The sequence below is a fragment of the Allgaiera indica genome, from assembly GCF_900106675.1.
Lineage (GTDB): Bacteria > Pseudomonadota > Alphaproteobacteria > Rhodobacterales > Rhodobacteraceae > Acidimangrovimonas > Acidimangrovimonas indica.
Genome location: NZ_FNOB01000008.1, coordinates 55,958 through 81,761, shown reverse-complemented (window position 1 = coordinate 81,761; position 25,804 = coordinate 55,958). Strand labels below are relative to the sequence as shown.

The 25,804-nt window shown below is 66.8% G+C and carries 29 protein-coding genes; 13 read left to right on the top strand and 16 right to left on the bottom strand.

Annotated elements, in window-relative coordinates:
* Positions 1 to 35 precede the first annotated feature (35 nt).
* From paaZ to BLV97_RS09070, 3 genes are all read left to right on the top strand, one after another.
* Positions 36 to 2,060: a phenylacetic acid degradation bifunctional protein PaaZ gene (paaZ, locus tag BLV97_RS09080; protein ID WP_035844795.1), complete on the top strand. Its 2,025-nt coding sequence runs from the start codon at positions 36 to 38 to the stop codon at positions 2,058 to 2,060.
* Positions 2,061 to 2,070: 10 nt separating this feature from the next.
* Positions 2,071 to 2,874: a PaaX family transcriptional regulator C-terminal domain-containing protein gene (locus tag BLV97_RS09075; RefSeq protein WP_035844794.1), complete on the top strand. Its 804-nt coding sequence runs from the start codon at positions 2,071 to 2,073 to the stop codon at positions 2,872 to 2,874.
* Between the two features lie 233 nt (positions 2,875 to 3,107).
* Positions 3,108 to 3,455, top strand: coding sequence for a DUF2794 domain-containing protein (locus tag BLV97_RS09070; protein ID WP_035844793.1), 348 nt, complete (start codon positions 3,108 to 3,110; stop codon positions 3,453 to 3,455).
* A gap of 106 nt (positions 3,456 to 3,561) precedes the next feature.
* Here the strand turns inward: BLV97_RS09070 and BLV97_RS09065 are convergent, their stop codons facing one another.
* The 3 genes from BLV97_RS09065 to BLV97_RS09055 all read right to left on the bottom strand — a co-directional run bounded on the left by BLV97_RS09065 (position 3,562) and on the right by BLV97_RS09055 (position 6,137).
* Positions 3,562 to 4,404 (bottom strand): C40 family peptidase, encoded by an 843-nt coding sequence (locus BLV97_RS09065; RefSeq protein WP_035844791.1) that lies wholly within the window; start codon positions 4,402 to 4,404, stop codon positions 3,562 to 3,564.
* A 1-nt stretch (position 4,405) separates the two neighbouring features.
* Positions 4,406 to 5,791, bottom strand: a complete 1,386-nt coding sequence (locus tag BLV97_RS09060; RefSeq protein ID WP_035844789.1) for a leucyl aminopeptidase family protein — start codon at positions 5,789 to 5,791, stop codon at positions 4,406 to 4,408.
* A 70-nt stretch (positions 5,792 to 5,861) separates the two neighbouring features.
* Positions 5,862 to 6,137: a hypothetical protein gene (locus BLV97_RS09055; RefSeq protein ID WP_143037505.1), complete on the bottom strand. Its 276-nt coding sequence runs from the start codon at positions 6,135 to 6,137 to the stop codon at positions 5,862 to 5,864.
* A 252-nt stretch (positions 6,138 to 6,389) separates the two neighbouring features.
* On the opposite strand from BLV97_RS09055, the gene BLV97_RS09050 reads away from it, so the two are divergent.
* Positions 6,390 to 7,040, top strand: coding sequence for a carbonic anhydrase (locus BLV97_RS09050; protein WP_035844785.1), 651 nt, complete (start codon positions 6,390 to 6,392; stop codon positions 7,038 to 7,040).
* A gap of 94 nt (positions 7,041 to 7,134) precedes the next feature.
* Here the strand turns inward: BLV97_RS09050 and BLV97_RS09045 are convergent, their stop codons facing one another.
* The 3 genes from BLV97_RS09045 to BLV97_RS09035 all read right to left on the bottom strand — a co-directional run bounded on the left by BLV97_RS09045 (position 7,135) and on the right by BLV97_RS09035 (position 10,885).
* Positions 7,135 to 8,157, bottom strand: a complete 1,023-nt coding sequence (locus tag BLV97_RS09045) for an aspartate-semialdehyde dehydrogenase (protein WP_035844783.1) — start codon at positions 8,155 to 8,157, stop codon at positions 7,135 to 7,137.
* A 102-nt stretch (positions 8,158 to 8,259) separates the two neighbouring features.
* Entirely contained in the window at positions 8,260 to 8,946 is a 687-nt protein-coding gene (locus BLV97_RS09040; RefSeq protein ID WP_035844781.1) for a flagellar hook capping FlgD N-terminal domain-containing protein, read from the bottom strand.
* A gap of 25 nt (positions 8,947 to 8,971) precedes the next feature.
* Positions 8,972 to 10,885: a flagellar hook-length control protein FliK gene (locus tag BLV97_RS09035; RefSeq protein ID WP_081825132.1), complete on the bottom strand. Its 1,914-nt coding sequence runs from the start codon at positions 10,883 to 10,885 to the stop codon at positions 8,972 to 8,974.
* A gap of 102 nt (positions 10,886 to 10,987) precedes the next feature.
* Here BLV97_RS09035 and BLV97_RS09030 point away from each other — a divergent pair, with 102 nt between their 5' ends.
* From BLV97_RS09030 to BLV97_RS09005, 6 genes are all read left to right on the top strand, one after another.
* Positions 10,988 to 11,320, top strand: coding sequence for a rod-binding protein (locus tag BLV97_RS09030; protein ID WP_081825131.1), 333 nt, complete (start codon positions 10,988 to 10,990; stop codon positions 11,318 to 11,320).
* Positions 11,307 to 11,654, top strand: a complete 348-nt coding sequence (locus BLV97_RS09025; protein WP_035844779.1) for a hypothetical protein — start codon at positions 11,307 to 11,309, stop codon at positions 11,652 to 11,654. Before BLV97_RS09030 ends, BLV97_RS09025 begins: the two co-directional genes overlap by 14 nt.
* A gap of 382 nt (positions 11,655 to 12,036) precedes the next feature.
* Entirely contained in the window at positions 12,037 to 13,557 is a 1,521-nt protein-coding gene (locus tag BLV97_RS09020; RefSeq protein WP_035844778.1) for a flagellin N-terminal helical domain-containing protein, read from the top strand.
* Between the two features lie 116 nt (positions 13,558 to 13,673).
* The gene (gene flaF, locus BLV97_RS09015) at positions 13,674 to 14,048 is read left to right on the top strand and encodes a flagellar biosynthesis regulator FlaF (protein WP_176992644.1); all 375 of its coding nucleotides are present in this window, start codon (positions 13,674 to 13,676) and stop codon (positions 14,046 to 14,048) included.
* Positions 14,045 to 14,449, top strand: coding sequence for a flagellar biosynthesis repressor FlbT (gene flbT, locus BLV97_RS09010; RefSeq protein WP_035844776.1), 405 nt, complete (start codon positions 14,045 to 14,047; stop codon positions 14,447 to 14,449). The genes flaF and flbT overlap by 4 nt, the downstream gene beginning before the upstream one ends.
* On the top strand, positions 14,446 to 15,273 hold the full coding sequence (locus BLV97_RS09005; RefSeq protein ID WP_035844775.1) for a DUF1217 domain-containing protein: 828 nt from the start codon (positions 14,446 to 14,448) through the stop codon (positions 15,271 to 15,273). The genes flbT and BLV97_RS09005 overlap by 4 nt, the downstream gene beginning before the upstream one ends.
* A 17-nt stretch (positions 15,274 to 15,290) precedes the next feature.
* Here BLV97_RS09005 and BLV97_RS09000 read toward each other — a convergent pair whose 3' ends face one another.
* The 10 genes from BLV97_RS09000 to folK all read right to left on the bottom strand — a co-directional run bounded on the left by BLV97_RS09000 (position 15,291) and on the right by folK (position 23,356).
* Complete coding sequence (locus BLV97_RS09000; RefSeq protein ID WP_035844773.1) at positions 15,291 to 15,623, bottom strand: DUF1491 family protein; 333 nt, start codon at positions 15,621 to 15,623, stop codon at positions 15,291 to 15,293.
* Position 15,624: 1 nt separating this feature from the next.
* Complete coding sequence (gene era, locus BLV97_RS08995) at positions 15,625 to 16,533, bottom strand: GTPase Era (RefSeq protein ID WP_035844771.1); 909 nt, start codon at positions 16,531 to 16,533, stop codon at positions 15,625 to 15,627.
* A 97-nt stretch (positions 16,534 to 16,630) separates the two neighbouring features.
* A complete protein-coding gene (rnc, locus tag BLV97_RS08990; protein WP_035844769.1) occupies positions 16,631 to 17,317 on the bottom strand; it encodes a ribonuclease III in 687 nt (228 codons plus the stop codon).
* Positions 17,314 to 18,102, bottom strand: coding sequence for a signal peptidase I (gene lepB / locus BLV97_RS08985; RefSeq protein WP_035844840.1), 789 nt, complete (start codon positions 18,100 to 18,102; stop codon positions 17,314 to 17,316). The genes rnc and lepB overlap by 4 nt, the downstream gene beginning before the upstream one ends.
* A 79-nt stretch (positions 18,103 to 18,181) precedes the next feature.
* Complete coding sequence (gene acpS, locus BLV97_RS08980) at positions 18,182 to 18,598, bottom strand: holo-ACP synthase (protein ID WP_035844767.1); 417 nt, start codon at positions 18,596 to 18,598, stop codon at positions 18,182 to 18,184.
* 10 nt (positions 18,599 to 18,608) lie between these two features.
* Positions 18,609 to 19,382 carry a pyridoxine 5'-phosphate synthase gene (locus BLV97_RS08975; RefSeq protein ID WP_035844765.1) on the bottom strand — a complete coding sequence of 258 codons (774 nt, stop codon included), beginning with the start codon at positions 19,380 to 19,382 and terminating at the stop codon, positions 18,609 to 18,611.
* An 85-nt stretch (positions 19,383 to 19,467) separates the two neighbouring features.
* Positions 19,468 to 20,139, bottom strand: coding sequence for a DUF2062 domain-containing protein (locus BLV97_RS08970; protein ID WP_035844763.1), 672 nt, complete (start codon positions 20,137 to 20,139; stop codon positions 19,468 to 19,470).
* A gap of 26 nt (positions 20,140 to 20,165) precedes the next feature.
* Complete coding sequence (locus BLV97_RS08965; protein ID WP_035844761.1) at positions 20,166 to 22,289, bottom strand: RelA/SpoT family protein; 2,124 nt, start codon at positions 22,287 to 22,289, stop codon at positions 20,166 to 20,168.
* A gap of 31 nt (positions 22,290 to 22,320) precedes the next feature.
* Positions 22,321 to 22,674 (bottom strand): DNA-directed RNA polymerase subunit omega, encoded by a 354-nt coding sequence (rpoZ, locus tag BLV97_RS08960; protein ID WP_035844759.1) that lies wholly within the window; start codon positions 22,672 to 22,674, stop codon positions 22,321 to 22,323.
* 112 nt (positions 22,675 to 22,786) lie between these two features.
* Positions 22,787 to 23,356, bottom strand: a complete 570-nt coding sequence (folK, locus tag BLV97_RS08955) for a 2-amino-4-hydroxy-6-hydroxymethyldihydropteridine diphosphokinase (protein ID WP_035844757.1) — start codon at positions 23,354 to 23,356, stop codon at positions 22,787 to 22,789.
* A gap of 148 nt (positions 23,357 to 23,504) precedes the next feature.
* On the opposite strand from folK, the gene BLV97_RS08950 reads away from it, so the two are divergent.
* The 3 genes from BLV97_RS08950 to BLV97_RS08940 all read left to right on the top strand — a co-directional run bounded on the left by BLV97_RS08950 (position 23,505) and on the right by BLV97_RS08940 (position 25,789).
* The gene (locus tag BLV97_RS08950) at positions 23,505 to 24,083 is read left to right on the top strand and encodes a LabA-like NYN domain-containing protein (RefSeq protein ID WP_035844755.1); all 579 of its coding nucleotides are present in this window, start codon (positions 23,505 to 23,507) and stop codon (positions 24,081 to 24,083) included.
* A gap of 150 nt (positions 24,084 to 24,233) precedes the next feature.
* On the top strand, positions 24,234 to 25,184 hold the full coding sequence (ispH, locus tag BLV97_RS08945) for a 4-hydroxy-3-methylbut-2-enyl diphosphate reductase (protein ID WP_035844753.1): 951 nt from the start codon (positions 24,234 to 24,236) through the stop codon (positions 25,182 to 25,184).
* Positions 25,181 to 25,789 carry a class I SAM-dependent methyltransferase gene (locus tag BLV97_RS08940; protein ID WP_035844751.1) on the top strand — a complete coding sequence of 203 codons (609 nt, stop codon included), beginning with the start codon at positions 25,181 to 25,183 and terminating at the stop codon, positions 25,787 to 25,789. The genes ispH and BLV97_RS08940 overlap by 4 nt, the downstream gene beginning before the upstream one ends.
* Positions 25,790 to 25,804: the final 15 nt, after the last annotated feature.

Below are 25,804 nucleotides of genomic sequence, written 5' to 3'. Positions count from 1 at the left end.
TGGCGCAGGATGCGCGGGACTCGAGGGAGGTTCTCATGCTGAAACCGGAAAGCTATCAGGCGGGGCGCTGGATCGGGCCGGGGATGGCGGCGCAGGTGCTGCGCAGCCCGGTGACCGGGGAAGAGATCGCGCAGGCGGGATCGGCGATCGACGCGCAAGCGATGCTGGACCATGGGCGGGGCGTCGGCGGCCCAGCGCTGCGGGCGCTGGGCTTTCATGACCGGGCGCGGATGCTGAAGGCACTGGGTCAGTATCTCGACGCCCGCAAGGAAGCGCTTTACGCGTTGAACCCGCTGACCGGCGCCACGCGGCGCGACGGCTGGATCGACATCGACGGCGGCATTCTGACGCTTTTCGCCTTTGCCTCGAAAGGCCGGCGCGAGATGCCCGACGGGCAGGTCTATCTTGATGGCGGGGCCGAAGGGCTGTCGCGCGACGGCGACTTCATCGGCCAGCATATCGCGACGCCCCTGCGCGGGGTGGGCGTGCATATCAACGCCTTCAACTTTCCGGTCTGGGGGATGCTGGAAAAGCTGGCGCCCTGCCTTCTGGCCGGGGTGCCAGCGATCGTGAAACCCGCGACCCAGACCAGTTTCCTGGCCGAGGCTGCGTTCCGCATGATCGTGGAAAGCGGCATTCTGCCCGAGGGCGCGGTGCAGCTGATCGTGGGCGGCACGGGGGACCTTCTGGACCGGTTGGGCGCGCAGGATGTTGTCAGCTTCACCGGCTCTGCCCAGACCGCGCTGAAGCTGCGCCAGAACCCGGCGTTGGTGCGCAATTCGACCCGGTTCATCGCTGAACAGGACAGCCTGAACGCGGCGATCCTGGGCGCCGACGCCACGCCGGACAGCGTCGAATTCAGCCTGTTCGTGAAGGAGGCGGTGGCCGAGATCACCACGAAGGCGGGGCAGAAATGCACCGCGATGCGCCGGCTTCTGGTGCCTGCCCCCCGGGCCGACACGGTGACCGAGGCGCTGGTCGAGGCGCTGCGCAAGGTTCCCGTCGGCGACCCGGCGGACAAGGCGGTGCGGATGGGGGCGCTGGTCTCGCTGGCGCAAAAGCGCGACGTGCTGGAAAAGGCCGCCCGGATCGGGGCCGAGGCCCGGCGGGTGACCGGCGATCCCGATCGGTTCGACCTGCTGGGTGCCGATCCGGCGCAGGCCTTCCTGCCGCCGATGCTGTTTCGCTGCGATGACCCCGACGCCGCCCGCGCCCTGCACGAGGTCGAGGCCTTCGGCCCCGTATCTACCGTGATGCCCTATCGCGATGCGGCCCATGCGGCGGCGTTGGTGAACCGCGGCGGCGGCAGCCTGGTGGCCTCTCTTTTCAGCCATGATCCCGATTTCGCCCGCACCGTCGCGCTGGAAACCGCCGCCTGGCACGGGCGGCTATACCTCAACGACCGCGACAGCGCGGCGGGCGCCACCGGCCACGGCGCGCCCTTGCCTATGCTGGTCCACGGCGGTCCCGGCCGGGCCGGCGGCGGCGAAGAGATGGGCGGCATCCGCGGTGTGATGCACTACATGCAGCGCACGGCGGTGCAGGGCAGCCCGCGGATGATCGCGGCGCTGACCGGCCAGTGGGCCCCCGGCGCGCCCGAGGTGAAAGGCCCCGAACATCCGTTCCGCCGCAGCTTCGAGGATCTGCAGATCGGAGAGACCCTCTGGACCGGAAGCCGCACGATCACGCTAGAAGACATCGAGCATTTCGCGCATTTCACCGGCGACACGTTCTACGCCCATATGGATCAGGCGGCGGCCGAGGCGAACCCGTTCTTCCCGGGTCGCGTCGCGCATGGCTATCTGCTGCTGTCCTTCGCGGCGGGGCTTTTCGTGCAGCCGGATCCGGGGCCGGTGCTGGCCAATACCGGCCTGAACGGCCTGGCCTTCAAGAAGCCGGTCAGCCCAGGAGACGCGATCCGCGTGCGCCTGACCTGCGCGCGCAAGACCCGCCGCACCGGGGAATATGGTGAAGTCGCCTGGGCGGTACTGTTGGTCAACCAAGACGCAGAGCCGGTGGCCGAGTATGAGCTTTTGACGATGGTCTCCTATCGCGGCTAAACCTGTGCGGATGGATCCGCTCGCACCGCTTTTGCAATCGCTCGCCGCCGAGGGCCGCCTTCGGGTGTGGTCGCTGGTGATTTCGTTCTTCGGCGATGCCGTGCAGCCGCGCGGCGGGCGGGTCGCGGCGGCCCGGCTTCAGCGGCTGATGGAACGGCTGGGGGTCGAGGGCGGCGCGCTGCGCACCGCGCTGTCGCGCCTGGCGGCCGACGGCTGGCTGGAACGCGACCGCGAGGGGCGCAACAGCTTCTACCGGCTCAGCAAGGGCGGTGTCGCTGAATTCGCGCCGGCATCGGGGCGCATTTATGCGCCGCCCCGGCACGAAAACCCCGGCGCCTGGGTGCTGGGTCTTTCCCCCGAGCCGCCCGAGGGCGCGCTGGATCTTGGCGGCGGCGCCTGGCTGTGTGCCGATGCGGACAGACAGCCGGCTGATGGCGGCATCACCGTTAGCGGGCAGCTGATGGCCTCGGCGGACACCTTGGCGGCGCGACTTCTGTCGGATCCGCATCGCGCGGCGCTCGAACGGCTGGGGGCGGATATCGAGGCCCTCTCGGCGATGCCGCAAGACCCGCTGTCGGCGATGGCGGCGCGGGTGCTGCTGATCCACCGCTGGCGCCGGATCGTGCTGCGGTTTCCCGAAATTCCCCAAGGTTTGCTGCCAGAGGGGCTGGACGATGCCCGCGGACGGGTCGCGGCCGTCTACGCACGGCTTTTGCCGCCGTCAGAAGCCTGGTGCGACGCGGAAGATCCCGGTTTTCCGGCGATGCCCCCGCCGCTGCCCGCAATGGCGCGGCGGTTCCGGGGGCCGGAATGAACGAAACCCCCGCCATGACCGGCGGGGGCACCCTCGTTCCGCGAAAGTCCCCGGTGCCGCAGACTGGATGGGGGCTGTTAACGCGCGGCACCGGGTAGCGTCTTTCGCTACGGTCGAAGATCGCGGCGAAACGCGGCACCATGAAGATCGCGGCAGGGCGTTTCGAGGGTGCTTTTAGGGCCGAAATCTGACGGCGCTTGATTTGCACAGCCGGCGCGGGCACCATCACGGATATGAACGCCCAGCCGCCGCCTCCGACATCGCTGCACCAGGTCATTCCCGAACAGGTCAGCTTCGACCGACGCGAATTGGGGGCGATCCTGGGCCTTTATGGGCGCATGGTCGCTGCAGCGGAGTGGCGCGACTACGGGATCTCCTGCCTGCGCGAGGTGGCGGTCTTTTCGGTGTTCCGGCGCACCGCCGAGCATCCGCTCTACCGGATCGAGAAGCGACCGCGTCTGCGCAACCGGCAGGGCATGTATTCGGTGGTGGGCATGGATGGCCAGATCCTGCGCCGCGGGCACGACCTGCCCACCGTGCTGCGGGTGCTTGAGCGAAAGCTGATCCGGCCTGTGGATTAGCGGGCCCGAAGCCACGGGCCTTCTTGGCTTCTGGGGGATATTTTTTCCGGAAAGAAGGCCCTTTCCGCCTGCTTTCTGGGGCGGATATCCCGCAAAGTGCCCCCGGCTATCCGTCGGGGGCCGCGATCCGCTTCATCGCGGTCACTGCGCCTTCGCCCGTCGCGGCAATGCGGTCGATCGCCTCCTGCAAGCCTTCCTCGGCGGCCGCCATCGCATGACCATTCGCATGGATGATCCGATCCGGCCCGGAGACGAAGGCAACATGACCCTTCCAGAATATCAGATCGCCTCTACGGGGCGGCTCGCCCTCTGCCAGCGGCCGTCCGAGACGGGCTTGTTGCAGATCGCTGTCGGCGGGGCATTTGATGCCGCAAGCCAGCAGTGACAATTGCACCAGGCCCGAGCAATCGATGCCGTCGCGCGAATCGCCGCCCCAGAGGTAGGGCGTGCCCAGCAGGCTTTCGGCCACCGCAACCGGATCGTCGGCCCAGGCGCCGATAGGCCGGATGTGGCGGGCGATCGCGAACTGGCCCTCTGCTGTTTCGGCGAATTGGCCGTGCTCGGTCACGATCGTCAGCCGCGCCCCCAGCGACAGCCGCGCGACCTCGGGCGTCTTGATCGAGGGCTCGGGATAAAGATGGGTGGCCGGGGCGCTAACCCAGTGGCTGGCCTGGGCGTCGGGGCCCAGCATACCAAGGGCGACATAACCGACATAGCCGTCACGTTCGGCCTGTAGGAAGGCGTGGCCTTCGAATTCCTCCAGCACCAGAACGCGGGCGCCGAACAGAAGCTGCCGGTCACGCGGGCCGTTGGGGCGGATCAGCAGATCCGCGACCGGCGCGATGACACGGTGCCAGCGGCCGGGGACGAACCGGTCGGCCGTGACCAGGCCCTGAAGCGAGACATGGGCCACACGGCCATTGGCGGGCATGAGGCGGCGGTCGTGCATGTCAGATCCCCAACAGGCCGGGCAGGGCGTCGAGGATCGCGCGGGCACCCTGGCCGACGCCGCCCTTGGGGCGGGCGGGGGCGGGTTTCGGCTGATGGCCATAGATGTCGAAATGGATGTAGCGCGTGCCCTGCGCGAAGCGGCGCAGGAACAGCGCCGCGGTGATGGAACCCGCCATTCCGCCCGAGGGCGCGTTGTCGAGATCGGCGATACCGGGTTCTATCATTTCCTCGTAGGGGTCCCAGAAGGGCATGCGCCACAGCGGATCGCCCACCCTGCGTCCAGCGTGCAGCAGGGTCTGCGCATCGCCGTCGTCATCGGTGTAGAAGGGGGCAAGATCCGGCCCCACCGCCACCCGCGCCGCGCCGGTCAGCGTGGCCATCGAGACCACCAGATCGGGGGCGTCTTCGCAAGCCAGCGCCAGCGCGTCGGCCAGCACCAGACGGCCCTCGGCATCGGTATTGTTCACCTCGACCGTCAGGCCCTTGCGGCTGGTCAGGATGTCGCCGGGGCGAAAGGCCTCGCCCGCGACCGAATTCTCGACCGCCGGGATCAACACCCGCAGCCGCAGCGGCAGGGCCAGCGCCATGATCATCCGCGCCAGTCCCAGCACGGTGGCCGCGCCGCCCATATCCTTCTTCATCAGCCCCATTGCCGACGCGGGTTTCAGATCCAGCCCGCCGGTATCGAAACACACCCCCTTGCCGACCAGCGTCAGCAAGGGCCCCGCTTCGCCCCAGGTGACCTCCAGCAGCCGCGGCGCACGGGGCGAGGCGCGGCCGACCGCATGGATCATCGGGAAGTTGTGCCTTAGCAGGTCTTCCCCCGTGACCGCGTTGAAGGCGGCGCCGAAGTCTTCGGCCAGGGCGCGGGTCGCGGCCTCCAGCTCTTGCGGGCCCATGTCGGAGGCAGGGGTATTGATCAGATCGCGGGTCAGCACCTCGCCGGCGGCGATCGCTTCGACCCGGGTGGCATCGACGCCCTGGGGCGCTTGTAGGAGGGCGCAGGGCGCGTCGGGGTCGCGGCTGTAGCGCGCGAAGCGGTAGCTGGCCAGAAGCCAGCCCAGGGCAGCCTCTTCCGCCTCATCGGGGGCCAGGGGCGAGGCGATCTTCCACACGCCCTGCGGCAACTGGCTGGCCGCGCGGGCCAGGCCAAAGCGACCCCGGACGCGTTCCTTGGGCCCGTCGGCGCCAATCACCGCGCCAGCCAGCGCACCGCTGCCGTCGGGCAGCAGGGCCAGCGCGCCCGGGGCCGCATCATAGGCGGTCGCCTTGATCCAGCGCGCCACCGGGTCCGGCTGATCGGTCAGCCAGGTCGCAAGCTCTGCTTGTGGCACGATGTAAAGCGGCAACGCAGGCGTGTCGCGCGGGGCGAAGCTGAGACTCATGGCGGCTCCTCTACCGGTCCGGTTCGGCATCGCCCGCAGGCTATCCGGTTCCTGGCCGCCCCGCAAAGGCTTAGCCCGAAAGATCCCGCGCATCCCAGTCGGAAAGCAGCGATTGTTCCCCCAGCCGCAGGCAACGCGCCCAGGTCGCGGCCAGCGCGGTGGAATCCCCGCGTCTGAGGCTGACCCTCACGCCTTCGGTCGCGCGCGACAGGGTCTGCATTCCGACCTCATCCGCCAGCCGACGCAAGTTGCGCAGACCCCGGGCGAAGCCCTTCAGATTGCCCTCGGAATACTGGCCGACCATCGCGGACAGCACCAGCGCCAGTTCTCCGACGACGCGAGCCATCAGGTTTTCGGCGCAGGATGTCCCGTGGCGTGCGCAGAGTTTTTCGAACCGCGCAGGATCTATCTGCACCTGCTCTTCAAGCCGCAAAACGGCGATATTGGATGTCATATCCCACCTATTCCCCATTTCTTCACCCAGGTGCAGGATGATCCGTGGGCTTGAAGAAAAGGTTGAACCAGGCTGGAAAACCGCTCGAATTTCCTGAAAATGCGCCCTAGGAAGGCCCAGAATGTTCGTGCCAGGAGATTCTCGATGCAATACGCGACACCGCTTCCCGCCTATCTGGTTCAGCGCTACCACGGCTGGAAAGCCACCGCCTATAACGACAACAAGGCGTGGTACAAGCGTCTCGCGAACGAAGGGCAGCATCCGCGCGCGATGGTGATCTCGTGCTGCGACAGCCGGGTGCATGTGACCTCGATCTTCGGTGCCGATCAGGGAGAGTTCTTCATTCACCGCAACATCGCCAACCTGGTGCCGCCGCATAAGCCCGATGGCGATCTGCACGGCACATCGGCGGCGCTGGAATACGCGGTGAACGTGCTGAAGGTGGCACATATCGTCGTGCTGGGGCATTCCAACTGCGGCGGGGTGAAGGGCTGTTTCGACATGTGTTCGGGCGCGGCGCCGGAACTGGAGGAAAAGGCCAGCTATGTCGGGCGCTGGATGGATCTGCTGCGGCCGGGATACGAGCGGACCGCGGATATCGCGGACCCAGCCGCGCGGACCTCGGCGATGGAGCGCGAGGCGGTGCTGGTCAGCCTGGAAAACCTGATGACCTTCCCCTTCGTGCGTGATGCGGTCGAGAGCGAGGTGATGACGCTACACGGCCTGTGGAACGACATCGGCGAAGGCGACCTGGAGCAATACGATCCCGCGAAGAAGGTGTTCGTCAAGGTCTAGCGGCGCGCGGGCTTCGAGCGCGCCGGCCGGTAGATGAAAAGCCCCGCGCCGGCTTGGTGCCGGTGCGGGGCATGTCCTTGTCGTGGGGCGCGTGTCAGCCCTTTTTCAGGCAGCGGTTGCCCAGGGTCTCGGCGATCTGCACCGCGTTCAGGGCCGCGCCTTTGCGCAGGTTGTCGGAAACGCACCACAGGTTCAGGCCGTTGTCGATTGTCGAATCCTGGCGGATGCGGCTGATGAACGTGGCGAAATCGCCGACGCATTCGACCGGCGTCGCGTAACCGCCGTCCTCACGCTTGTCGATGACCATAACGCCGGGCGCCTCGCGCAGGATGTCGCGCGCCTCGTCCGCGTCAAGGAAATCCTCGAATTCGATGTTGATCGCCTCGGAATGGCCGACGAACACCGGCACCCGCACGCAGGTCGCCGTCACCTTGATCTTGGGGTCGACGATCTTCTTCGTCTCGGCGACCATCTTCCATTCCTCCTTGGTCTCGCCAGAGTCGAGGAAGACGTCGATATGGGGAATGACGTTGAAGGCGATCTGCTTGGTGAACTTCTTCGGCGTCAGGTCGTCCGTCGGGTTGTAGACCGCCTTGGTCTGATCCCAAAGCTCGTCCATCCCCTCCTTGCCGGCGCCGGAAACCGATTGATAGGTGCTGACCACCACGCGCTTGATGCGCGCGCGGTCATGCAGCGGCTTCAGTGCCACGACCATCTGCGCGGTCGAGCAATTGGGGTTCGCGATGATGTTCTTCCTGGTGTAGCCGTCGACCGCTTCGGCGTTCACCTCCGGCACGACCAGCGGCACGTCGGGGTCGTAGCGGTAGAGCGAGGAATTGTCGATCACCACGCAGCCGGCCTTGGCCGCCCTGGGCGCGTATTCCTTGGTCGGGCCAGAGCCCACGGCGAACAGCGCGATGTCCCAGCCGCTGAAATCGAACGTGTCCAGGTCCTGGGTCTTGAGGGTCTTTTCGCCAAAGCTTACCTCGGTGCCCAGGCTGCGGCGCGAGGCCAGCGCGGCGATCTCGTCGACGGGGAATTGCCGCTCGGCAAGAATGTTCAGCATTTCGCGACCCACGTTTCCCGTGGCGCCGGCAACGACGACCTTGTAGCCCATCCGGACCTCCTGCAATCGATCTTGTCGAAAAGTTGCCGGGATGTAACGCGAAATGCCCCGATGTTAAAGGGGGCAAGCCACCTTCGGCTTTCGCGCCGGGGCCTATCCGGGCGCGCGCAGGGCGCTGATCGCGGTGGCCGCCACCTCGCCGCCGCCCTGCATCACCAGAACCGGGCCGCCGTCGCCCGCGCGCGCCTCGAGGATGCGGCCATAGGCGGCGACGGGTTCGGTCGCCACAAGGCTGTCGTCGCGGTAGCTTTCAAGCGCGAAGCTATAGGCCCCCGAGGGCAGCGGCGCCCCGTTGGCCTTGGTGCCCGCCCAGGCGATCTCGCCCGAGGTGCCGCCGGCCTCGGTGCGGGCTACCTCGGCGCCGGTGGCGTCGCGTGCCACCAATACGGCCCGGTCGGATCCCGCCTTTGGCGCGACCGATAGCGTCAGCGGGCTGCCGCCGAACCACACCGGTTCCGTCGTCTGCGCCTCCATCCCCACCCATCCGGCCAGCTGGGCCATGCCCATCGCGCCCATCTGCGACGACAGCCCATCCAGCAGTTGATTGGTCTTCATCTGCTGCTCGACCCCCGAGAAGGTGGCCAATTGCACCGCGTAGTCGGCGGAATCCATCGGGTTCAGCGGGTCCTGGTTCTTCAACTGCGTGGTCAGCATCTTCAGGAACGTCTCGAAATCCGGGCTCAGCGCGGCGGGCTGGGCCGCGGCCTGGTCGGCGGCGGCCTTCCCGGAGGTGGCGCTTGCCGGGGTTGCCGACGGGGAGGGATTTTGGCTTATCTGCATCGGCGGGTTCCTTTCTGAACGGGTATCAAAGCCGAAGGTCGAGGCCCTCGGCCACGCCGCGGGCGCGGTGCGCGGCCATCGTCTGCGGCGCCTGCGTAGCTGCCACCGAAGACGGGGATGGTGGCGGGGCGTCGGGCACGGGCGGACGATCCTGCCCGCCGGACGCGCTCCCATCTCCGCCGCTGAAGGCGAAGGCGGTGCCGCTGTAGCCCTGGGCGCGGAATTCCTGGGCCAGCACTTCCGCATGGCGCCGCATCAGATCGAGCGTGTCCGAACGGTCGGCGTGGATCGCGACATTCATCACCGCCCCGTCGTGATGGATCACCATGCGCACGCGCCCAAGCTCCTGCGGCGACAGGTTGACCTCGATCGTGCCGTCGGCATTGTGCCGCGCGGTGGCAGCGGCCAGTTGCACCGCCACCGGCCGCGCCGCGGGGCCCGAGTCCGAGGTGGCGGGCTGGGCCGCGGAATGTGCGCTACCGGCCGTCGAAACCTGCGGGGCGGCCCCTAGGCCGGCTTCGTCGGGCACGGCGCTATCCAGGCTGCGCGGAGCCGCAGCGACCGCCGTTTCCAGCGCGACGAAGCTTGCGGAACCCGGCCCCGGCAAGCCATGGGCAGAGCGCTGGGGCTGAGCCTGGTGGCTGTCCGCGCTGAACTGCGCCGCAAGTTCCGAACCCGTTTGCGGTGTCGCCGGTCGTGTCGGAAGCGGTGTCGTCTGCTGCGCGGTTCCTGGTGTCGCCAGTTGTGCTGGCGGCGGCGTTGGCAGCGAGGGCGGTTGTCGTGCCGCGGCTGCCATCCCGGCAACGGTTTGCGTCAGGGCAATTGTCGCGCTGGCGGAGCCTTCGGCCTTGATCTGTTGGGTACTCGTCGCCCCCGCATGCGGCGTTGAGGCGGCTTTGACAGGTGCGATGCCGGTTGTCTCGGGCGGCTGGGCCGTTGCCGGTTCGGAGGAAACGGCCTTCGTCGGTGCCTGGGTCGCGGCTGCCTCCGTCGCAGGCCGGACTTGGCCTGCGTCGTTGTCGCCTGGGCGTGGCGTGGTCGCCGGATTCGCCGCCGGATCCGGCACCGGTGGGCGCAGCGCGGAAGATATTGGAAGGTCGGCCCCAGACCTGTGCAACGCGCCGGAACGGACGGGCAGTGATCCTTCGCTTTCCACTGCTTCGCCCGCGCTGTTAGCGGTTCGAATGGCCCAGGCGTCCGGGCTGCTCGTTCCCGGTGCTGGCGGATCCGGCGTCGGTGCGGCGGATGGCACGGCTTGGACCTGGCCCCAAGCCAAAGCTGGGGTCTGATGCGCGTCGGCCGATGCTGCGGTGTCATCGCGCCAGGTTTCCGGTTCGGACGGGGCGGCTCCTTCCCCGGGCCGCGGTGCGGTTTGGCCGGAAGCAACCTTCGGCCTGTCCTGCAACGGGGCCGAGGCGGACCTGTCGAACACCGCCGCAAGAGGCGTCACGTCAGCGGAAGCCGACGCCTGGGATATATTGGGTTCTATGCCCTCGATGGTCGGTATGGGGGGCGTGGGCGCCGCCCGGGTTTCCCCCTCGTCCGTCTGCGGTTGGCGGGTAGCCTTTGACAGGGGCGGAGCGGGCGTGTCCCGCCCGGGTTCCGGCGAAGCCTTCGCCGCCGGGTCGATCCGCAGCGCGGCTTGCGCGGCCTTGCCGGCCTCGGCGTCAAAGCCTTGCGGCGGGATCGCCAGGTTGGCGAGGGCGTCGTATCCCGCAGCCGGTTCGGCACCGTCGCCCGCTGGGCCCGGGGCCTCGATTCGCGGGGCGACCGCGGCATTGCGCATCCCAAAGGGTCCGTTCCGCGTGGCCGCGTGGTCGAGCCCTTCCAGTTCGGAAAGAAAGTCCTCCACACCAGGGGCTTGCAGCTTCTCCGGCACCGGCGAGACAACACCTTTCGGTGCCACCGAGTGCAAGTTGTCCGAGAGGTTCTTCATCATGTCCAAGACTTCTGTCGTTGCCCGGCCATATTGTCCGCAAGAGGTTACCGGATGTTTACCTGGCCTCGGCTACGGTGCGCCGATCCAGAATGGAGGCGGCAGATGATCACATTCGAACCTGGCAGCGGTGCCTTTGCGGCGCGGCATCCTGTTGACGGGCCTGAACGCCGATCGGATCGTGCGGCCGATGGCGACCGGCATGAAGCCCGCCTGATGCAGGCGGCGCAGGCGCTTGAGGCCTCTTTCCTGGCCGAAATGCTGGGCCACGCCGGTCTGGGTGACACGCCCGAGGCGTTTGGCGGCGGCACGGGGGAGGCGCAATTCGCGTCGTTCCTGCGTGAGGCGCAGGCAGAGAAGATGGTCGCCAGGGGCGGGATCGGCCTGGCAGAGCAGCTGTTCCAGACGCTGAAGGAGCGGGCCGATGGCGGGGCATGATCCGATCGCGCGGCTTGGCGCATTGCTGGACGAGGAGGCCGAGGCGCTGCGGTGTGCCGATTTCGCCGCGCTGGCCGCGCTGACCCAGACCAAGGCCGAACTGACGGCCCAGGTGGAGGCCATCGCATCTGGCGACAGTCCCGAACTTGCTGCGCTGGCGGACAAGGCACGGCGCAACGCCGCCAGTCTGCGTGCCGCTATTGCCGGTGTGCGCGCCGCGCGCCTGCGTGTCGGAGAACTGGCGCGCGCAGCCCAGGGTACGGCCACCTACGACTGCCAGGGCCGCAAGAGCCTGCACCCCGCCGGGCCGGGGCGGGCCGATCACAGGGCCTGATATTTCGCGGCGGTCCGGTCTGTCGAAGATGGGCCGCATTTCGGGGCGTGTGACATCGACCGCATCGCGCGGCGCCTCCGGCCAGGAGCGGTCCGAATCATCCCGTGCGGGGCCGTGGGATCGAAATCGAGCCCGCCGATGCCGCGGCAAACCACCCTCCGGCCCCACGAGATCGCGAATTTTCCCAAAATTTCACCCATTCCACGGCCGCCGGTTAGCACTCCCTTAGGGATGGTGCGCTTCTATGACAGGGCATCCCGGAAGGGGGTGGCGCGGCCCGGGCCAAGCCCACGCCGCATTGGTCAGAACACCCCGATTGCCGCCCGATAGGACGGTGCCAATGCCGCGCGCGAAGCGCCGGCCACTAGTGAGGAAAGACACGATGTCGTCCATTCTGACGAACAACAGCGCCATGGTCGCGCTGCAGACCCTGAAGGGAATCAACCAGAACCTGGCCAAGTCCCAGTCGGAGATTTCGACGGGCAAGAGCGTGGGCTCGGCCAAGGACAATGCCGCGGTCTGGGCCATCTCGAAGGTCATGGAATCCGATGTGAAGGGTTTCAAGGGGATCTCGGACAGCCTGGCGCTGGGGGATTCGACCACCACCGTTGCCCGCCAGGCCTCGGAGACGATCACCGATCTGCTGACCGATATCAAAGGCAAGATCGTGGCCGCGCAGGAATCGAACGTCGACCGGGCCAAGATCCAGGCCGATATCAGCGCCCTGCGGGACCAGATCTCCTCGATCGTCGGGGCGGCGCAGTTCAACGGGCTCAACCTGCTCGATGGGACCGACGACGTGTCGATCCTGTCCTCGCTCGACCGTCAGTCGAACGGGCTGGTCAGTGCGGGCCACATCACGATCCAGCGTCAGGACATGTCGACGACCGCGGGCGTCTATGGAACGGGCACGTCGCTGAACGCCAACGCCACGGCCTCTGCCGCGGCTGTCGCCAATACCGGCAATACCGCGGTGGTCACCTTCAATGGCTCCGGTGCGGATTACAGCGCAGCAGCGGCGACGATTTCGGTCGCTGGCGTCGATCTGACCTTCACGGGTGCGGCCAGCCAGACCGAAACCGACGCGGCCTCGTATTTCGCGGGGGCGATCAACGCGCTTGGGCTTGACGGCATTACCGCCAGCTCCAGCGGCGCTGGCCTGACCGTGACCTCGACCCGCGCGTTCGAGACCGCCGATGTCACGATCTCCAACCTGGTCGGCAACGCGGGCGGCACGGTGATCACCTCGCTGAACGGGACCGGCAGCCTGTCGCTTGCCACCGGCGATATCGCCGAGCGGGCCGAGAACGTGGCCTTCTCCAGCTCGGCTGCGGTCCAGGCCGGCGACGGCTACAAGGTGACGATCGGTGCGGCGTCCTACAGCTATATCGCCGGAAAAGGCGAGACGATGGAGGATGTCGCCAAGGGCCTGAAGACGGCGATCGACTCGGGCGGGGTCAGCGGGATCACGAGCCAGGTCGCCTATGACACCGCCAATGCCCAGTGGCAGCTGAAGGTCGACAACAACGGGACCTCGGTTGCCTTCTCGGTCGTCGGCAACGCGGGCGGCGAGGCTTCGGGCGGTCTGTTCGGGCTCGACTCGATCAACGTGACCACCAATGCCGGGGCCAAGGCCGCGCTGACGAACATCGAGACGATGATCGGGTCCTCGATCGATGCTGCGGCGGAATTCGGCTCGGCTCAGGGGCGGATCGAGACCCAAAGCAACTTCATCAGCAATCTCTCGGATTCGATGAGGGCGGGGATCGGTTCTCTGGTCGATGCCGACATGGAAGAGGCCTCGGCCCGCCTGCAGGCGCTGCAGGTGCAACAGCAGCTCGGGGTCCAGTCGCTCTCGATCGCCAACCAGGCGCCGCAGAGCATCCTGTCGCTGTTCCGTTAACACGACAGGCGGGGCGCCGTTTCCGGACGGCGCCCCGACCACTTCCCGCCCCGCCCCACGGTAAGGCGCCAAGCGCCTGATCACCGATCGATCGGAAGGAGTCCGACGTGACCGCAATGAACCTCGCCCAGACGGCCTATGCCGCCCCCGACGCGCCGACGCGCACCGGTCGGGGCCTAGAATACGACGTATTTGCGCGTATCACCCACCGCCTGAAGGCCGCCGCGGAAAATGGCGGACGCAAGGGCAAGGGGGCGCTTGTCAGGGCGTTGTACGACAATCGCCGCCTCTGGACGGTGCTGGCCAGCGACGTGGCCGACCCGGGAAACCAACTGCCAGCCCAACTGCGGGCACGGATCTTCTACCTTCACGAATTCACGCAGACGCATAGTCGCAAGGTGTTGGCGGATGAGGCTACCGCGGATGTTCTGATCGAAATCAACACGGCCATAATGCGCGGCCTGCGCGCGGACGGCGGGGGGGCGGTATGAGCGGTCTTGTCCTCAAGCTCGGGCCCAAGGAACGGGTGCTGATCAACGGTGCGGTGATCGAGAACGGCGACCGGCGTTCGCGCCTGGCGATCATGACGCCGAACGCCCATATCCTGCGCCTACGCGACGCGATCCACCCCGAAGAGGTGAACACCCCGGTGCGGCGCGTCTGCTACATCGCCCAGCTGGTGCTGTCGGGCGATGCGGACCCGGAAGAGGCGCGGATGCAGCTTTTGCGCGGGATAGAGCAGCTTAGCCAGGTGCTGACCGATCACGACAGCCGCGCGCAGCTCAACGCTGCGACGGCGGCGGTGCTGGAGGATCAGCATTACCAGGCGCTGAAGGCGCTGCGCAGCCTTCTGCCACGCGAGGAGCGGCTTCTGGCCGCGCGCCGGCAATGAGCTTTCAACCGGTCCTTCCGTTCGGCGGCTACGCCGGTTGGAGGTTTCTGGACCGAACGTTGGAAAGCCAGCAGGCCGCCTTCGCCAAGGCGCCCGCCATGCAGCGCGACGCGGATTATTTCCGCGCCAATATCGCCAAGGCGACGACCGCCGAGGCGCTGGTCGCCGATCACCGGCTGATGAAGGTGGCGTTGGGCGCCTTCGGCCTGGACGACGACCTGCCCAACAAGGCTTTCATTCGCAAGGTCCTGGGTGAGGGAACATTGCAAGCCGAGGCGCTGTCGAATCGGTTGTCCGACAAGCGCTATGCCGCGATGGCCAAGGCCTTCGGCTATGACCTGCAGCCGCCCCGGGTGGGGCAAAGCGATTTCGCCGACAAGATCCTGGTCGCCTATGACAGCCGCCGGTTCGAGACCGCGGTCGGTGACCAGGACGGCAACATGCGCCTGGTTCTGGCGCTGCAGCGGGATCTGGGCGACGTTGCCGCGAAGACCACCAGCGAGGCGACCAAGTGGTTCACCATCATGGGCACGCCGCCGCTGCGCAGCGTGTTCGAGGGCGCGCTGGGCCTGCCGTCCAGCTTCGCCACGCTAGACATCGACAAGCAGTTGGAAACTCTTCAGGAAAGGACCGGCGCGCTGTTCGGGTCGCCCGACGTGTCGCAATTCAGCGATCCGGCGCAGATGGAGAAGCTGGCGCGTCTGTTCCTGGTCCGGGCCGAGCTGGCCGGTGGCGGCGCCAGCGCGGTCAGCGGTCAGTCCGTCGCGCTGCAATTGCTGCAAGGCACGCAGGCCGGCGGCGGCGTGCTGTCGCTGCTGGGGTGATCGCCCCTGCCGGGCGGTCAGTCGCGCAGCCCGTCCTCGTCCAACAGATGCCGGCCTTCGCGGCTTTCCACCTCGATCACCCAAAGATCGGGGTCGAAGCCTCGTTGCCGATTTATCGCTTCGTCGACCGCGCGTTCCTCGCCCTCGGCCAGCACGAGCCAGGCGCGTTCACCGCTCATCAGATCGAAACTGCGCTGGAAGGCGCGCGCCTTGCCGTCCAGAGTGGTCAGCTTCACCAGCACCGCGCCGGCCGTGTCGTCGCCATGGGCGGTGATGAAGGCCGGGATATCGGCCAGTTGCAGCCGTCGCAGATAGGCGCGCACCCAGAAATCCGACGTAAGCCGCGCCATCCTAATCCCCGTCGCGGAAATCGAGGCCCATTTCGGAATAGCGTTCGGCTTCGTCGAGCCAGTTCTCACGCACCTTCACCTGCAGGAAAAGATGCACGGTGCGGCCCAGGAATTCGCCCAGTTCGGCGCGCGCGGCCTGGCTGATCGCCTTGATCGTCTCGCCGCCTTTGCCCAGCACGATCCCTTTGTGGCCGTCGCGGGCGACATAGATCAGCTGGTCGATCCGGGTAGAGCCATCCTTGCGGTCCTCCCAATTCTCGGTCTCGACGGTCAACTGATAGGGCAGTTCCTCGTGCAGGCGCAGGGTCAGCTTCTCGCGGGTGATCTCGGCCGCGATCATCCGCATCGGCAGGTCGGCGATCTGGTCCTCGGGATAAAGCCAGGGACCTTCGGGCATCTCGCCGGCCAGCCAGTCGCGCAGATCCTCGACACCATAGCCGCGCTCGGCCGAGATCATGAAAGTCTTGGCGAAGGGATAAGCCTCGTTCATTTCCCGGGTCAATGCCAGCAGGGCCTCGGCCTTGACCTTGTCGATCTTGTTGATCGCCAGCGCGACCGGCACGCCCTGGGGCACGCGTTCCCGAAGGCTTTCGACGATCGTGCGGGCGCCGTCGGTCAGGCCGCGGTGCGCCTCGATCAAGAGCACGATCACGTCGGCATCGGCGGCCCCGCCCCAGGCCGCGGCGACCATGGCGCGATCCAGCCGGCGGCGCGGGCGGAACAGGCCCGGCGTGTCGACGAAGACGATCTGCGCCGCGCCCGCCATGGCGACGCCACGGATGCGGGTGCGGGTGGTCTGCACCTTGTGGGTCACGATCGAAACCTTGGCCCCAACCATGCGGTTGAGCAGGGTGGATTTGCCGGCGTTCGGCTCTCCGATCAGGGCGACGAAGCCCGCGCTTGTGGTCATGTGGGTCGGTCTCGCTGGATGGGTTGCTGCGCACATAGGCCAGTTGGGGTTCAAATGCCAGCCCCGGTGCGTGATCGGCGCCGCGCGGGCGGGCGGCTCAGCCCTGGCCTTCCACCTTTTCCAGCAGCGCCTTCGCGGCGGCCTGTTCGGCCTGACGCTTGGCGCCGGCGCTGGCCTCGGCGCTTTCGCCGGTGGCAAGCTGGGCGCGGATCGTGAAGACCGGCGCGTGATCAGGACCCTTGCGGGCGATTTCCTCGTAGGACGGCGGGGCGAGGCCGCGGGCCTGGGCCCATTCCTGCAGGCTGGTCTTGGCATCGCGGGCGTCGTCCTCGACGGTCTCGATCCGCGCACCCCAAAGCCGCAGGATCATTTCCCGGGCCGCCTCGATCCCGCCGTCGAGATAGACCGCGGCGATCACCGCCTCCATCGCGTCGCCCAGCAGCGCCTGCTTGCGCCGCCCCCCCGAAAGCATCTCGGATCGGCCAAGCTTCAGCACCGCGCCCAAATCGACCTGACGCGCGACATCGGCGCAGGTCTCCTTGCGCACCAGGGCATTGAAGCGGGGGGCAAGCTGGCCCTCGGAGGCGGCGGTGTCGGCGCTTAGCAGGGCCTCGGCCATCACCAGGCCCAGCACACGGTCGCCCAGGAATTCCAGGCGCTGGTTGTCGGGCCGTGTGGACGAGGAAATCGAGGAGTGGGTGACGGCGCGGACAAGCAATTCGGGCCGGGCGAAGTCGTGCCCGATCCGGTGGGCGAAGGCCGTCAGCTCCGCCGCCGGTGTCAATGGATCGCCTTGAAGAAGCGATCGGCGCGCCAGGTCCAGAAGTAGAACAGCGACCTCCCGGCAGAAGAGAAGACGATCCGATCGGCCCGGCCGATCAGGTTGACCGCGGGCACGAAGCCGACGCCGCCCACATCCTGGGCAAAGCGGCTGTCTTCGGAATTGTCGCGGTTGTCGCCCATGAAGAAATATTTGCCCTTCGGCACATGGAAGACCGGCGTGTTATTGGCATAGCCCTGATCGGTGATCTTCAGGATGTCGTGGGTCACGCCGTTCGGCAGGGTTTCTCGGTAACGCGTCTTGATGCAGGCCGCGCCCTCCCCCACGGGGGCGTTTTCGCAGCGCGGGTAGCTGCCCATCGGGCCCTGCGGGGCGTAGGTTTCAACGAATTGCCCGTCGGGTTTTTCCGGCACTTCCTTGCCGTTGATGTACAGCCGGCCCTTCTGCATCTGCAGGGTGTCGCCGGGCAGGCCGATCAGGCGCTTGATGAAATCCTCGCCATTGCCGGGGTTGCGGAACACGACCACGTCGCCGCGCTTGGGCGGGGTGAAGAAGATCCGCCCCGAAAAGGGGCACAGGTTGAACGGACAGGAATAGCGCGAATAGCCATAGGCCATCTTGTTGACGAACAGGAAATCGCCGATCAGCAATGTGTCCTTCATGCTGCCCGAGGGGATCCAGAAGGGCTGAAAGAACAGCGTGCGGAACACGCCGGCGATGATCAGCGCGTAGACGATCGTCTTGATCGTCTCCAGGAAGCCATCGCTCTTTTTCGCCTTGCTCGCCATGCCGATCCGCCCTTTGCCCATGCCGCAGGTTCGGCGCTACATGCGCGGGTTGGGACGATGCTGTCAAGCTGCGCTGGGGTCAAGTTCCCGCGGGCGTGACGCGGGGCCGCGCCTCGATCACAACGAAGGCCTGCGCCCAGGGGTGATCGTCGGTCAGGGTGACATGAACGATCGCCTCATGTCCCTCGGGCGTCATTTCGGTCAGGCGCTCGGCGGCCCAACCGGTCAGCTGCATCACCGGCTGGCCGCTGCGCAGGTTGGTCACGCCCATGTCGCGCCAACTGATCCCCATGCGCAGCCCGGTGCCCAGCGCCTTTGAGCACGCCTCCTTCGCGGCCCAGCGCTTGGCGTAGGTGCCGGCGGTGTCGGCGCGGCGTTCGGCCTTGCGCTGCTCGGTCTCGGTAAAGACGCGATTGCGGAAGCGGTCGCCAAACCGGTCGAGCGTGGCCTGGATGCGGTCGATATTGGCCAGGTCGGTGCCGATGCCCAGGATCACCTTGGGCCCCTCATGCGCCTGCCCGCGCGGCGTCCATGCGGGCGCGCATCTTGGTAATCGCGGCCTCAAGGCCCACGAAGATCGCCTCTCCGATCAGGAAATGGCCGATGTTCAGCTCTTTCACCTGGGGCAGGGCGGCGATCGGGGCCACTGTCTCATAGGTCAGGCCGTGGCCGGCGTGCACCTCTAGCCCCAGGCTGTCGGCCAGCGCGGCCATGTCGCGCAGGCGGGCAAGTTCCGCGTCGCGTTCGGCAATCTTGCCCTCGCAATGCAGGTCGCAATAGGCGCCGGTGTGCAGTTCCACCACCGCCGCGCCGATGCGGGCGGCGCTTTCCACCTGGGCGGCGTCGGCGGCGATGAACAGCGACACCCGGCAGCCGGCATCGCGCAACGGCGCGATGAAATGCGCCAGGCGATTTTCCTCGCGCGCGACTTCCAGCCCGCCTTCGGTGGTGCGTTCCTCGCGCTTTTCGGGGACGATGCAGACGGCATGGGGCCGGTGGCGCAGGGCGATCGCCTGCATCTCGGGCGTCGCGGCCATCTCGAGGTTCAGCGGCACGATCAGATGTTCGCGCAGCGCGGCGATGTCGGCATCGGAAATGTGGCGGCGATCCTCGCGCAGATGGGCGGTGATGCCGTCGGCGCCGGCGGCTTCGGCCAGGCGGGCGGCGCGCAGCGGATCGGGATAGGCCGCGCCGCGGGCGTTGCGCACGGTGGCGACATGGTCGATGTTGACGCCGAGGCGCAGGCGCGCCGGCCCACTGGTTCCCTTGGTGCTGGTCATCTTGCTAACCTCCTGACCCTTGGTGGCAGATCATCCCGCGCTGCGAGGAAGGTCAAGGGCAAGGGCCCTCATCCGCCTGGCTTGTTCATTCCGAAGGCTGGGTGTGGGGCTTGCGCGCCGCCTCTGCCGCGGCCCGGGCACGTTGTTCGCGCTGCTTTTCGATCCGTTCCCTGATCTTCTTCTTGCGGCGCTTCTGATAGGCGGTGATCAGCGGCAGCGACAGGTAGTAGCCGGTAAGCGCGGCGGCCAGGCCGGGCAGGATGCCACCGATCAAATAGGGCCAGAAGACATGGTGGAAGAACAGGATCAGGCTGCTCCAATGGGCGCTGTGATCAAGGAACAGGGCGGTGAAATTGTTCCATAGCTCGACCGAGGCGCGGGCGAAGGAATCGACGATCTGCCGCAGCGGGATACCGCCGCGCTTGCCCAGCAGGTGGCTGCCCAGCTCGACCGAGAGCGTCATGATGAACGGGAAGGTGATCGGGTTGCCGACGAAGGTGGCCAGCAGTGCCGCGACCATGTTGCCGCCCATCAGCCAGGCCAGCCCGGCGGCGATGACGAAATGAAAGCCGAAGAAGGGCGTGAACGAGATGAACACCCCTGCCGCGATGCCCCGCGCGATGCGATGCGGCTGGTCGGGCAGGCGGCGGATGCGGTGAATCACATACCAGATGGCCCGAAGATAGCCGCCGCGCGGATAGATCGCGGCGATCAGGCGCTGGCCGAAGCTTTGCTTGGTGCGTCGCTTGAATACCACCCGCCCCACTTCCTTCCAGCGCCGGTTCAGGGTTTCCGGCTGAGATCCCTGTAGCGCTCTAGCTGCGCCACGTCGCTTTCGGCTTCGAGCGCCGTCATCACGTTGTGCAGATGTTCGACATCCCGCAGGTCCACCTCTATCAGCAGACGGTAATAATCGGGTTTCCTGTCGACGAAGTGCAGATCCGAGATATTGGCCTTCTGTTCGCCGATCAAGGTGCAAATCCGCCCCAGCACCCCGGCGTCGTTGCTGATCGTGATATTGAGCGACACCGTATGTACCGGCGGGTGGCGGCCCTCGGTCCAGCGCACGTCGATCCAGCGCTGAGGCTCGTCCTCGAATTCGATCAGCGCCGGGCAGTCGATCGCATGCACGATCGGGCCCTGGCCGCGATAGGTGATGGCGACGATACGCTCGCCCGGCACCGGCTGACAGCAATTGGCGCGCCGGTAGGGCTGCCCCGGAGACAGGCCGACGACCGGACGGCGGGCGTCGATTTCCTCGGCCGGGTGGATGCGCGCGAGTTCGGGATACAGCGCCTCGACCACCTTGGAAGCCGAAAGTTCGGCACTGCCCAGGCGGGCCAGGAGTTCGGTCGAATCGGGCAGACCCATGGTGCGCGCGGCGGTGCGCAGGGCCTTTTCGGTGGCCTTCTTGCCGACATGTTCGAAAGCCACGCGCGCCAGTTCCTGCCCCAGCTTGACGAACCGGCTGCGATCCTCTTCGCGCAGGCTGCGCCGGATCGCGGCCTTGGCGCGGCCGGTCACCGCGATGTCGATCCAGCTGGCCTGCGGGCGCTGGCCCTCGGCGGTGATGATCTCGACCGATTGGCCGTTCTTCAGCCGCGTCCACAGCGGCACGCGCAACCCGTCGACCTTGGCCGAGACGCAGGAATTGCCGATCCGCGTGTGGATCGCATAGGCATAATCCAGCGGCGTCGCCCCCTTGGGCAGCTTGACCACATCGCCCTTGGGGGTGAAGCAAAAGACCTGGTCGGAATACATCTCGAGCTTGACGTTCTCGAGGAATTCGCCGTGGTCGTCGGCCGTGTCGAAGCGTTCGGTCAGGTTCGCGATCCATTTCGCGGGATCGACGGCAAAGGGGTTATGCACGCGCTCGCCGTCGCGATAGGACCAATGCGCGGCCACCCCGGATTCGGCGACCTCATGCATCTGGCGGGTGCGGATCTGCACCTCTACCCGCTTGCCGTCGCGCCCCGACACGGTGGCGTGGATCGAGCGATAGCCGTTCGACTTCGGCTGGCTGATGTAATCCTTGAACCGCCCCGGCACCGCGCGCCAGCGCTGGTGGATGACCCCCAGCACGCGGTAGCAATCGGCCTCGGACCCGGTGATGACGCGGAAGCCGTAGATATCGGACAGACGCGAGAAGGCCAGGTCCTTTTCCTGCATCTTGCGCCAGATCGAATAGGGCTTCTTGGCGCGGCCATAGACATCGGCCTCGATCCCGGCCTTCTCCAGCTCCAGCCGGATGTCGGCGGTGATGCGGTGGACGACATCGCCGGTCTCGCGCTGCAGCGTCACGAAGCGGCGGATGATCGAGGTGCGGGCCTCGGGGTTGAGCACCTTGAAGGCCAGGTCCTCCAGTTCCTCGCGGGTCTGCTGCATGCCCATGCGGCCGGCCAGGGGCGCGAAGATATCCATCGTCTCGCGCGCCTTGCGGGCCTGTTTTTCCGGCGGCAGCGACTTGATCGTGCGCATGTTGTGCAGTCGGTCGGCCAGCTTCACCAGGATCACCCGCAGATCGCGCGACATGGCGATCAAGAGCTTGCGGAAATTCTCGGCCTGCTTGGTCTCAGAGGACGACAGCTGCAGGTTTGTCAGCTTGGTCACCCCGTCGACCAGCTCGGCGACCTCCTCGCCGAACATCGCGGCCACCTCGGAATAGGTGGACTTGGTATCCTCGATCGTGTCGTGCAGCAGCGCGGTGACGATTGTGGCATCGTCCAGCGCCTGTTCGGTCAGGATCGCGGCAACGGCGACGGGATGGGTGAAATAGGGCTCGCCCGAGCGGCGGAACTGACCCTCGTGCATCTGCTGGCCGTAAAGATAGGCCTTGCGGATCAGATCGGCGTCGGTTCGCGGGTTGTAGTTGCGCACCAGCGCAATCAGGTCTTCGACGTCGATCATGCCGGCCGCATCCCGGGCGCCGGAGGGGCGCTCAGCCCTCTCCCTGCGCCTGCATCAGGGCGCGAAGAAGCTTTTCCTCGGACATGTCGTCCTGTTCGGGCTTGTCGGCCTTGCCGCCCATCAGAAGCGCCATCGCGTCCTCTTCGGGCTCGTCCACCTCGATCTGGGTCTGGTAGCTTTCGATCATGCGCTCGCGCAGGGCTTCGGCCGGTTGGGTCTCGTCCGCGATCTCGCGCAGGCTGACGACCGGGTTCTTGTCGTTGTCGCGGTCGACGGTCAGCGCCCCGCCGGCCGCGATCTCGCGCGCGCGGTGGGCGGCAAGCATCACCAGTTCGAACCGGTTGGGAACCTTGTCAACGCAATCTTCGACCGTCACGCGGGCCATGGGGCACTCCAATTCCTATCGGGGCTTGAAGTGGTCTATCTAAGGCCTCGTGCCGGGCTTGACAAGCAAGAAACACGGGGGTTTGCGGCGAACTTCTTCGAAATCGGGGCGTTCAGGCGCGCGCGGATACTTCATCGCGCGCGGTCTGCGGCAGATCGGCAAGCATCTGCGCAACTGTCCGGCCGGTCAGCGGATGGCGCCAATCGGGGGCGATCTCGGCCAGGGGGACCAGCACGAAGGCGCGGTCCTGCATGCGCGGATGCGGCAAGATCAACCGGTCCGGCGTGGTGCGGATCTGGGCCGCGGGCGGCAGGCTGCGCCATCTTGTCTGCTCTGCGGGGTCGGGCAGGACCGTGTCGCCCATCGCGATCAGGTCCAGATCCAGCGTGCGCATACCCCAGCGCTGCACCCGTGCGCGGCCAAAGCGCGCCTCGATCCGGTGCAGCGCCGCCAGCACCGCCTGCGGGTCGCCGGGCCCGTCGATCACCGCGGCCGCATTCACATAATCGGGGCCCGCGCCGGGCGGAAAACAGGGGGTGTCGTAAAGCCGGCTTGTCCTGATCGGGGTCAGCCCCTCGTCGGGGAGCGCGGCAAGCGCGGCCCGCAGGGTCTTTGCCGGAGATCCGGCTTCGGTCGGAAGGTTTCCGCCCAATGCGATGAGAATCAGCTTATTAAATTGCATGACTTTGCGACACTTTCGTATATGACGCCTTGTGCGGTTCCATGTTTCTCCGGCAACCTTGGGGAAGGTCCGCTATCGCAATCGAACGATGTTCGCATTTCTGACCTAGGCGATTGCCGTTGGACCCAATTCTTAGAGAGGACAGTAGATGTTCTACAAGGACGACCGCCTTGCATTATTCATCGACGGAGCAAACCTCTATGCTGCGGCCAAGGCGCTAGGCTTCGATATCGACTACAAACTGTTGCGGCAGGAATTCGTGCGCCGGGGAAAGCTGCTGCGGGCATTCTACTATACCGCGCTGCTCGAGAACGACGACTATTCGCCGATCCGCCCCCTCGTCGACTGGCTGCATTACAACGGCTTCTCGATGGTGACGAAGTCGGCCAAGGAATACACCGACAGCCAGGGCCGCCGGAAGGTCAAGGGCAACATGGATATCGAACTGACCGTGGATGCGATGGAGCTTGCGCCGCGGGTCGATCATATCGTCCTGTTCTCGGGCGATGGCGATTTTCGGCCGCTGGTGGAAAGCCTGCAGCGGCAGGGGGTGCGTGTTTCTGTCGTATCGACGATCCGCAGCCAGCCGCCGATGATCGCGGATGAATTGCGCCGACAGGCCGACAATTTCATCGAACTGGACGAGTTGCGCGAAGTGATCGGGCGCCCGCCGCGCGAACCCCGCGAGGTTCGGCCCGAGCGCGAGAACGCAGCCGCCGACAGCTAATAGGACGGACCGCCATCTACCACTCACGGACGGCGCGACGGTAAGGGCCGGGGTCCATAGGGCTTCGGCCCTTCGCTTTGCTCGCGCTGCGGATTGCCGCGGGGACAGGGGGGCTGGACGGACGCCGCGCCCGGGCTTACCTGTGGGGCCATGGAAAAGCCTGCCCTCACCCTTTATCTCGCCGCGCCGCGCGGCTTTTGTGCCGGCGTCGACCGGGCGATCAAGATCGTCGAGATGGCGTTGGAGAAATGGGGCGCGCCGGTCTACGTGCGCCATGAGATCGTGCACAATCGCTTCGTCGTGGACGGGTTGCGCGCCAAGGGCGCCGTCTTCGTCGAGGAACTGTCCGACTGCCCCCCCGACCGCCCGGTGATCTTCTCGGCCCATGGCGTGCCCAAATCGGTGCCGGCCGAGGCACGGGCGCGCGAGATGCTATATGTCGACGCCACCTGCCCACTGGTGAGCAAGGTCCATATCGAGGCCGAGCGACACCATCTGAACGGGCTGCAGATGGTGATGATCGGCCATGCCGGCCACCCCGAGACCGTGGGGACGATGGGCCAGCTTCCCGATGGCGAGGTGCTGCTGGTCGAAACCCCGGCCGATGTTGCCACGCTGAAGGTGCGCGACGCGCAAAAGCTTGCCTTCATCACCCAGACCACGTTGTCGGTGGACGATACGGCCGCGGTCGTCGCGGCGTTGCGCGCGCGGTTTCCGGCGATCGTGGGGCCGCACAAGGAAGACATCTGCTATGCCACCACCAACCGCCAGGCGGCGGTGAAGGCGGTCGCGCCGCGAATCGACGCGCTGCTGGTGATCGGGGCGCCGAATTCATCGAACTCGCGCCGGCTGGTCGAGGTCGGGCGCTCTTCGGGCTGCGCCTACAGCCAGCTTGTGCAGCGCGCCGAGGATATCGACTGGCGGGCGCTCGACGGCGCCCGCGCGGTGGGTATCACCGCGGGTGCCAGCGCGCCCGAAGTGCTGGTGGACGAGGTCATCGCCGCCTTCCGCGATCATTTCGAGGTAACGCTTGAACGGGTCGAGACCGCGCAGGAGAACGTCGAGTTCAAGGTGCCCCGCGTCCTGCGCGAACCGGCATGAGCGCCGATCGGGCAACCATTGCCTTCTATCAGGGCAATGCGGCGGATTACTCGGCGCGGATGAACCGGGTGAACGGCGGTGTCGGCACCCGCGACCTGGAGGAATTCGCCAAGGCGCTGGTCCCCGGGGGGCGGGTGCTCGATTTCGGTTGCGGCGGGGGCTGGGCGGCGCGCCTGCTGGCCGGGCAGGGCTTTGCCGTCACCGCATTGGATCCGACGCCCGAATTCATCGCCATGTTGGCCGATTGCGCCGGGATCGACACGATCCTGGGCGATATGGCCATGCTGCCGGAGGGTGCGCTGTTCGATGGGATCTGGGCGCATTTCTCGCTGCAGCACATTCCGCGCCAGGATCTGCCGGCGGCGCTGTCGCGGCTTGCCCAGGCGCTGGCGCCCGGCGGGGTGATCGCGATCGGCATCCACGAGGGAGAGGAAAGCCTGCGCGACAGCCTTGGACGGCTCTACAATCATTGGACCGAGGCGGCGCTGGGCAAGATACTTGCGGCCGAAGGGGTCGGGATCCAGTCCGCCCGTCGGCATCCCGACCGCGGCTTCGACGGGCGGCAATTCAGCGCGCTTCACCTGCAGGCCCGCCGCCGGCGTTGACGCGCGGTACAGCCT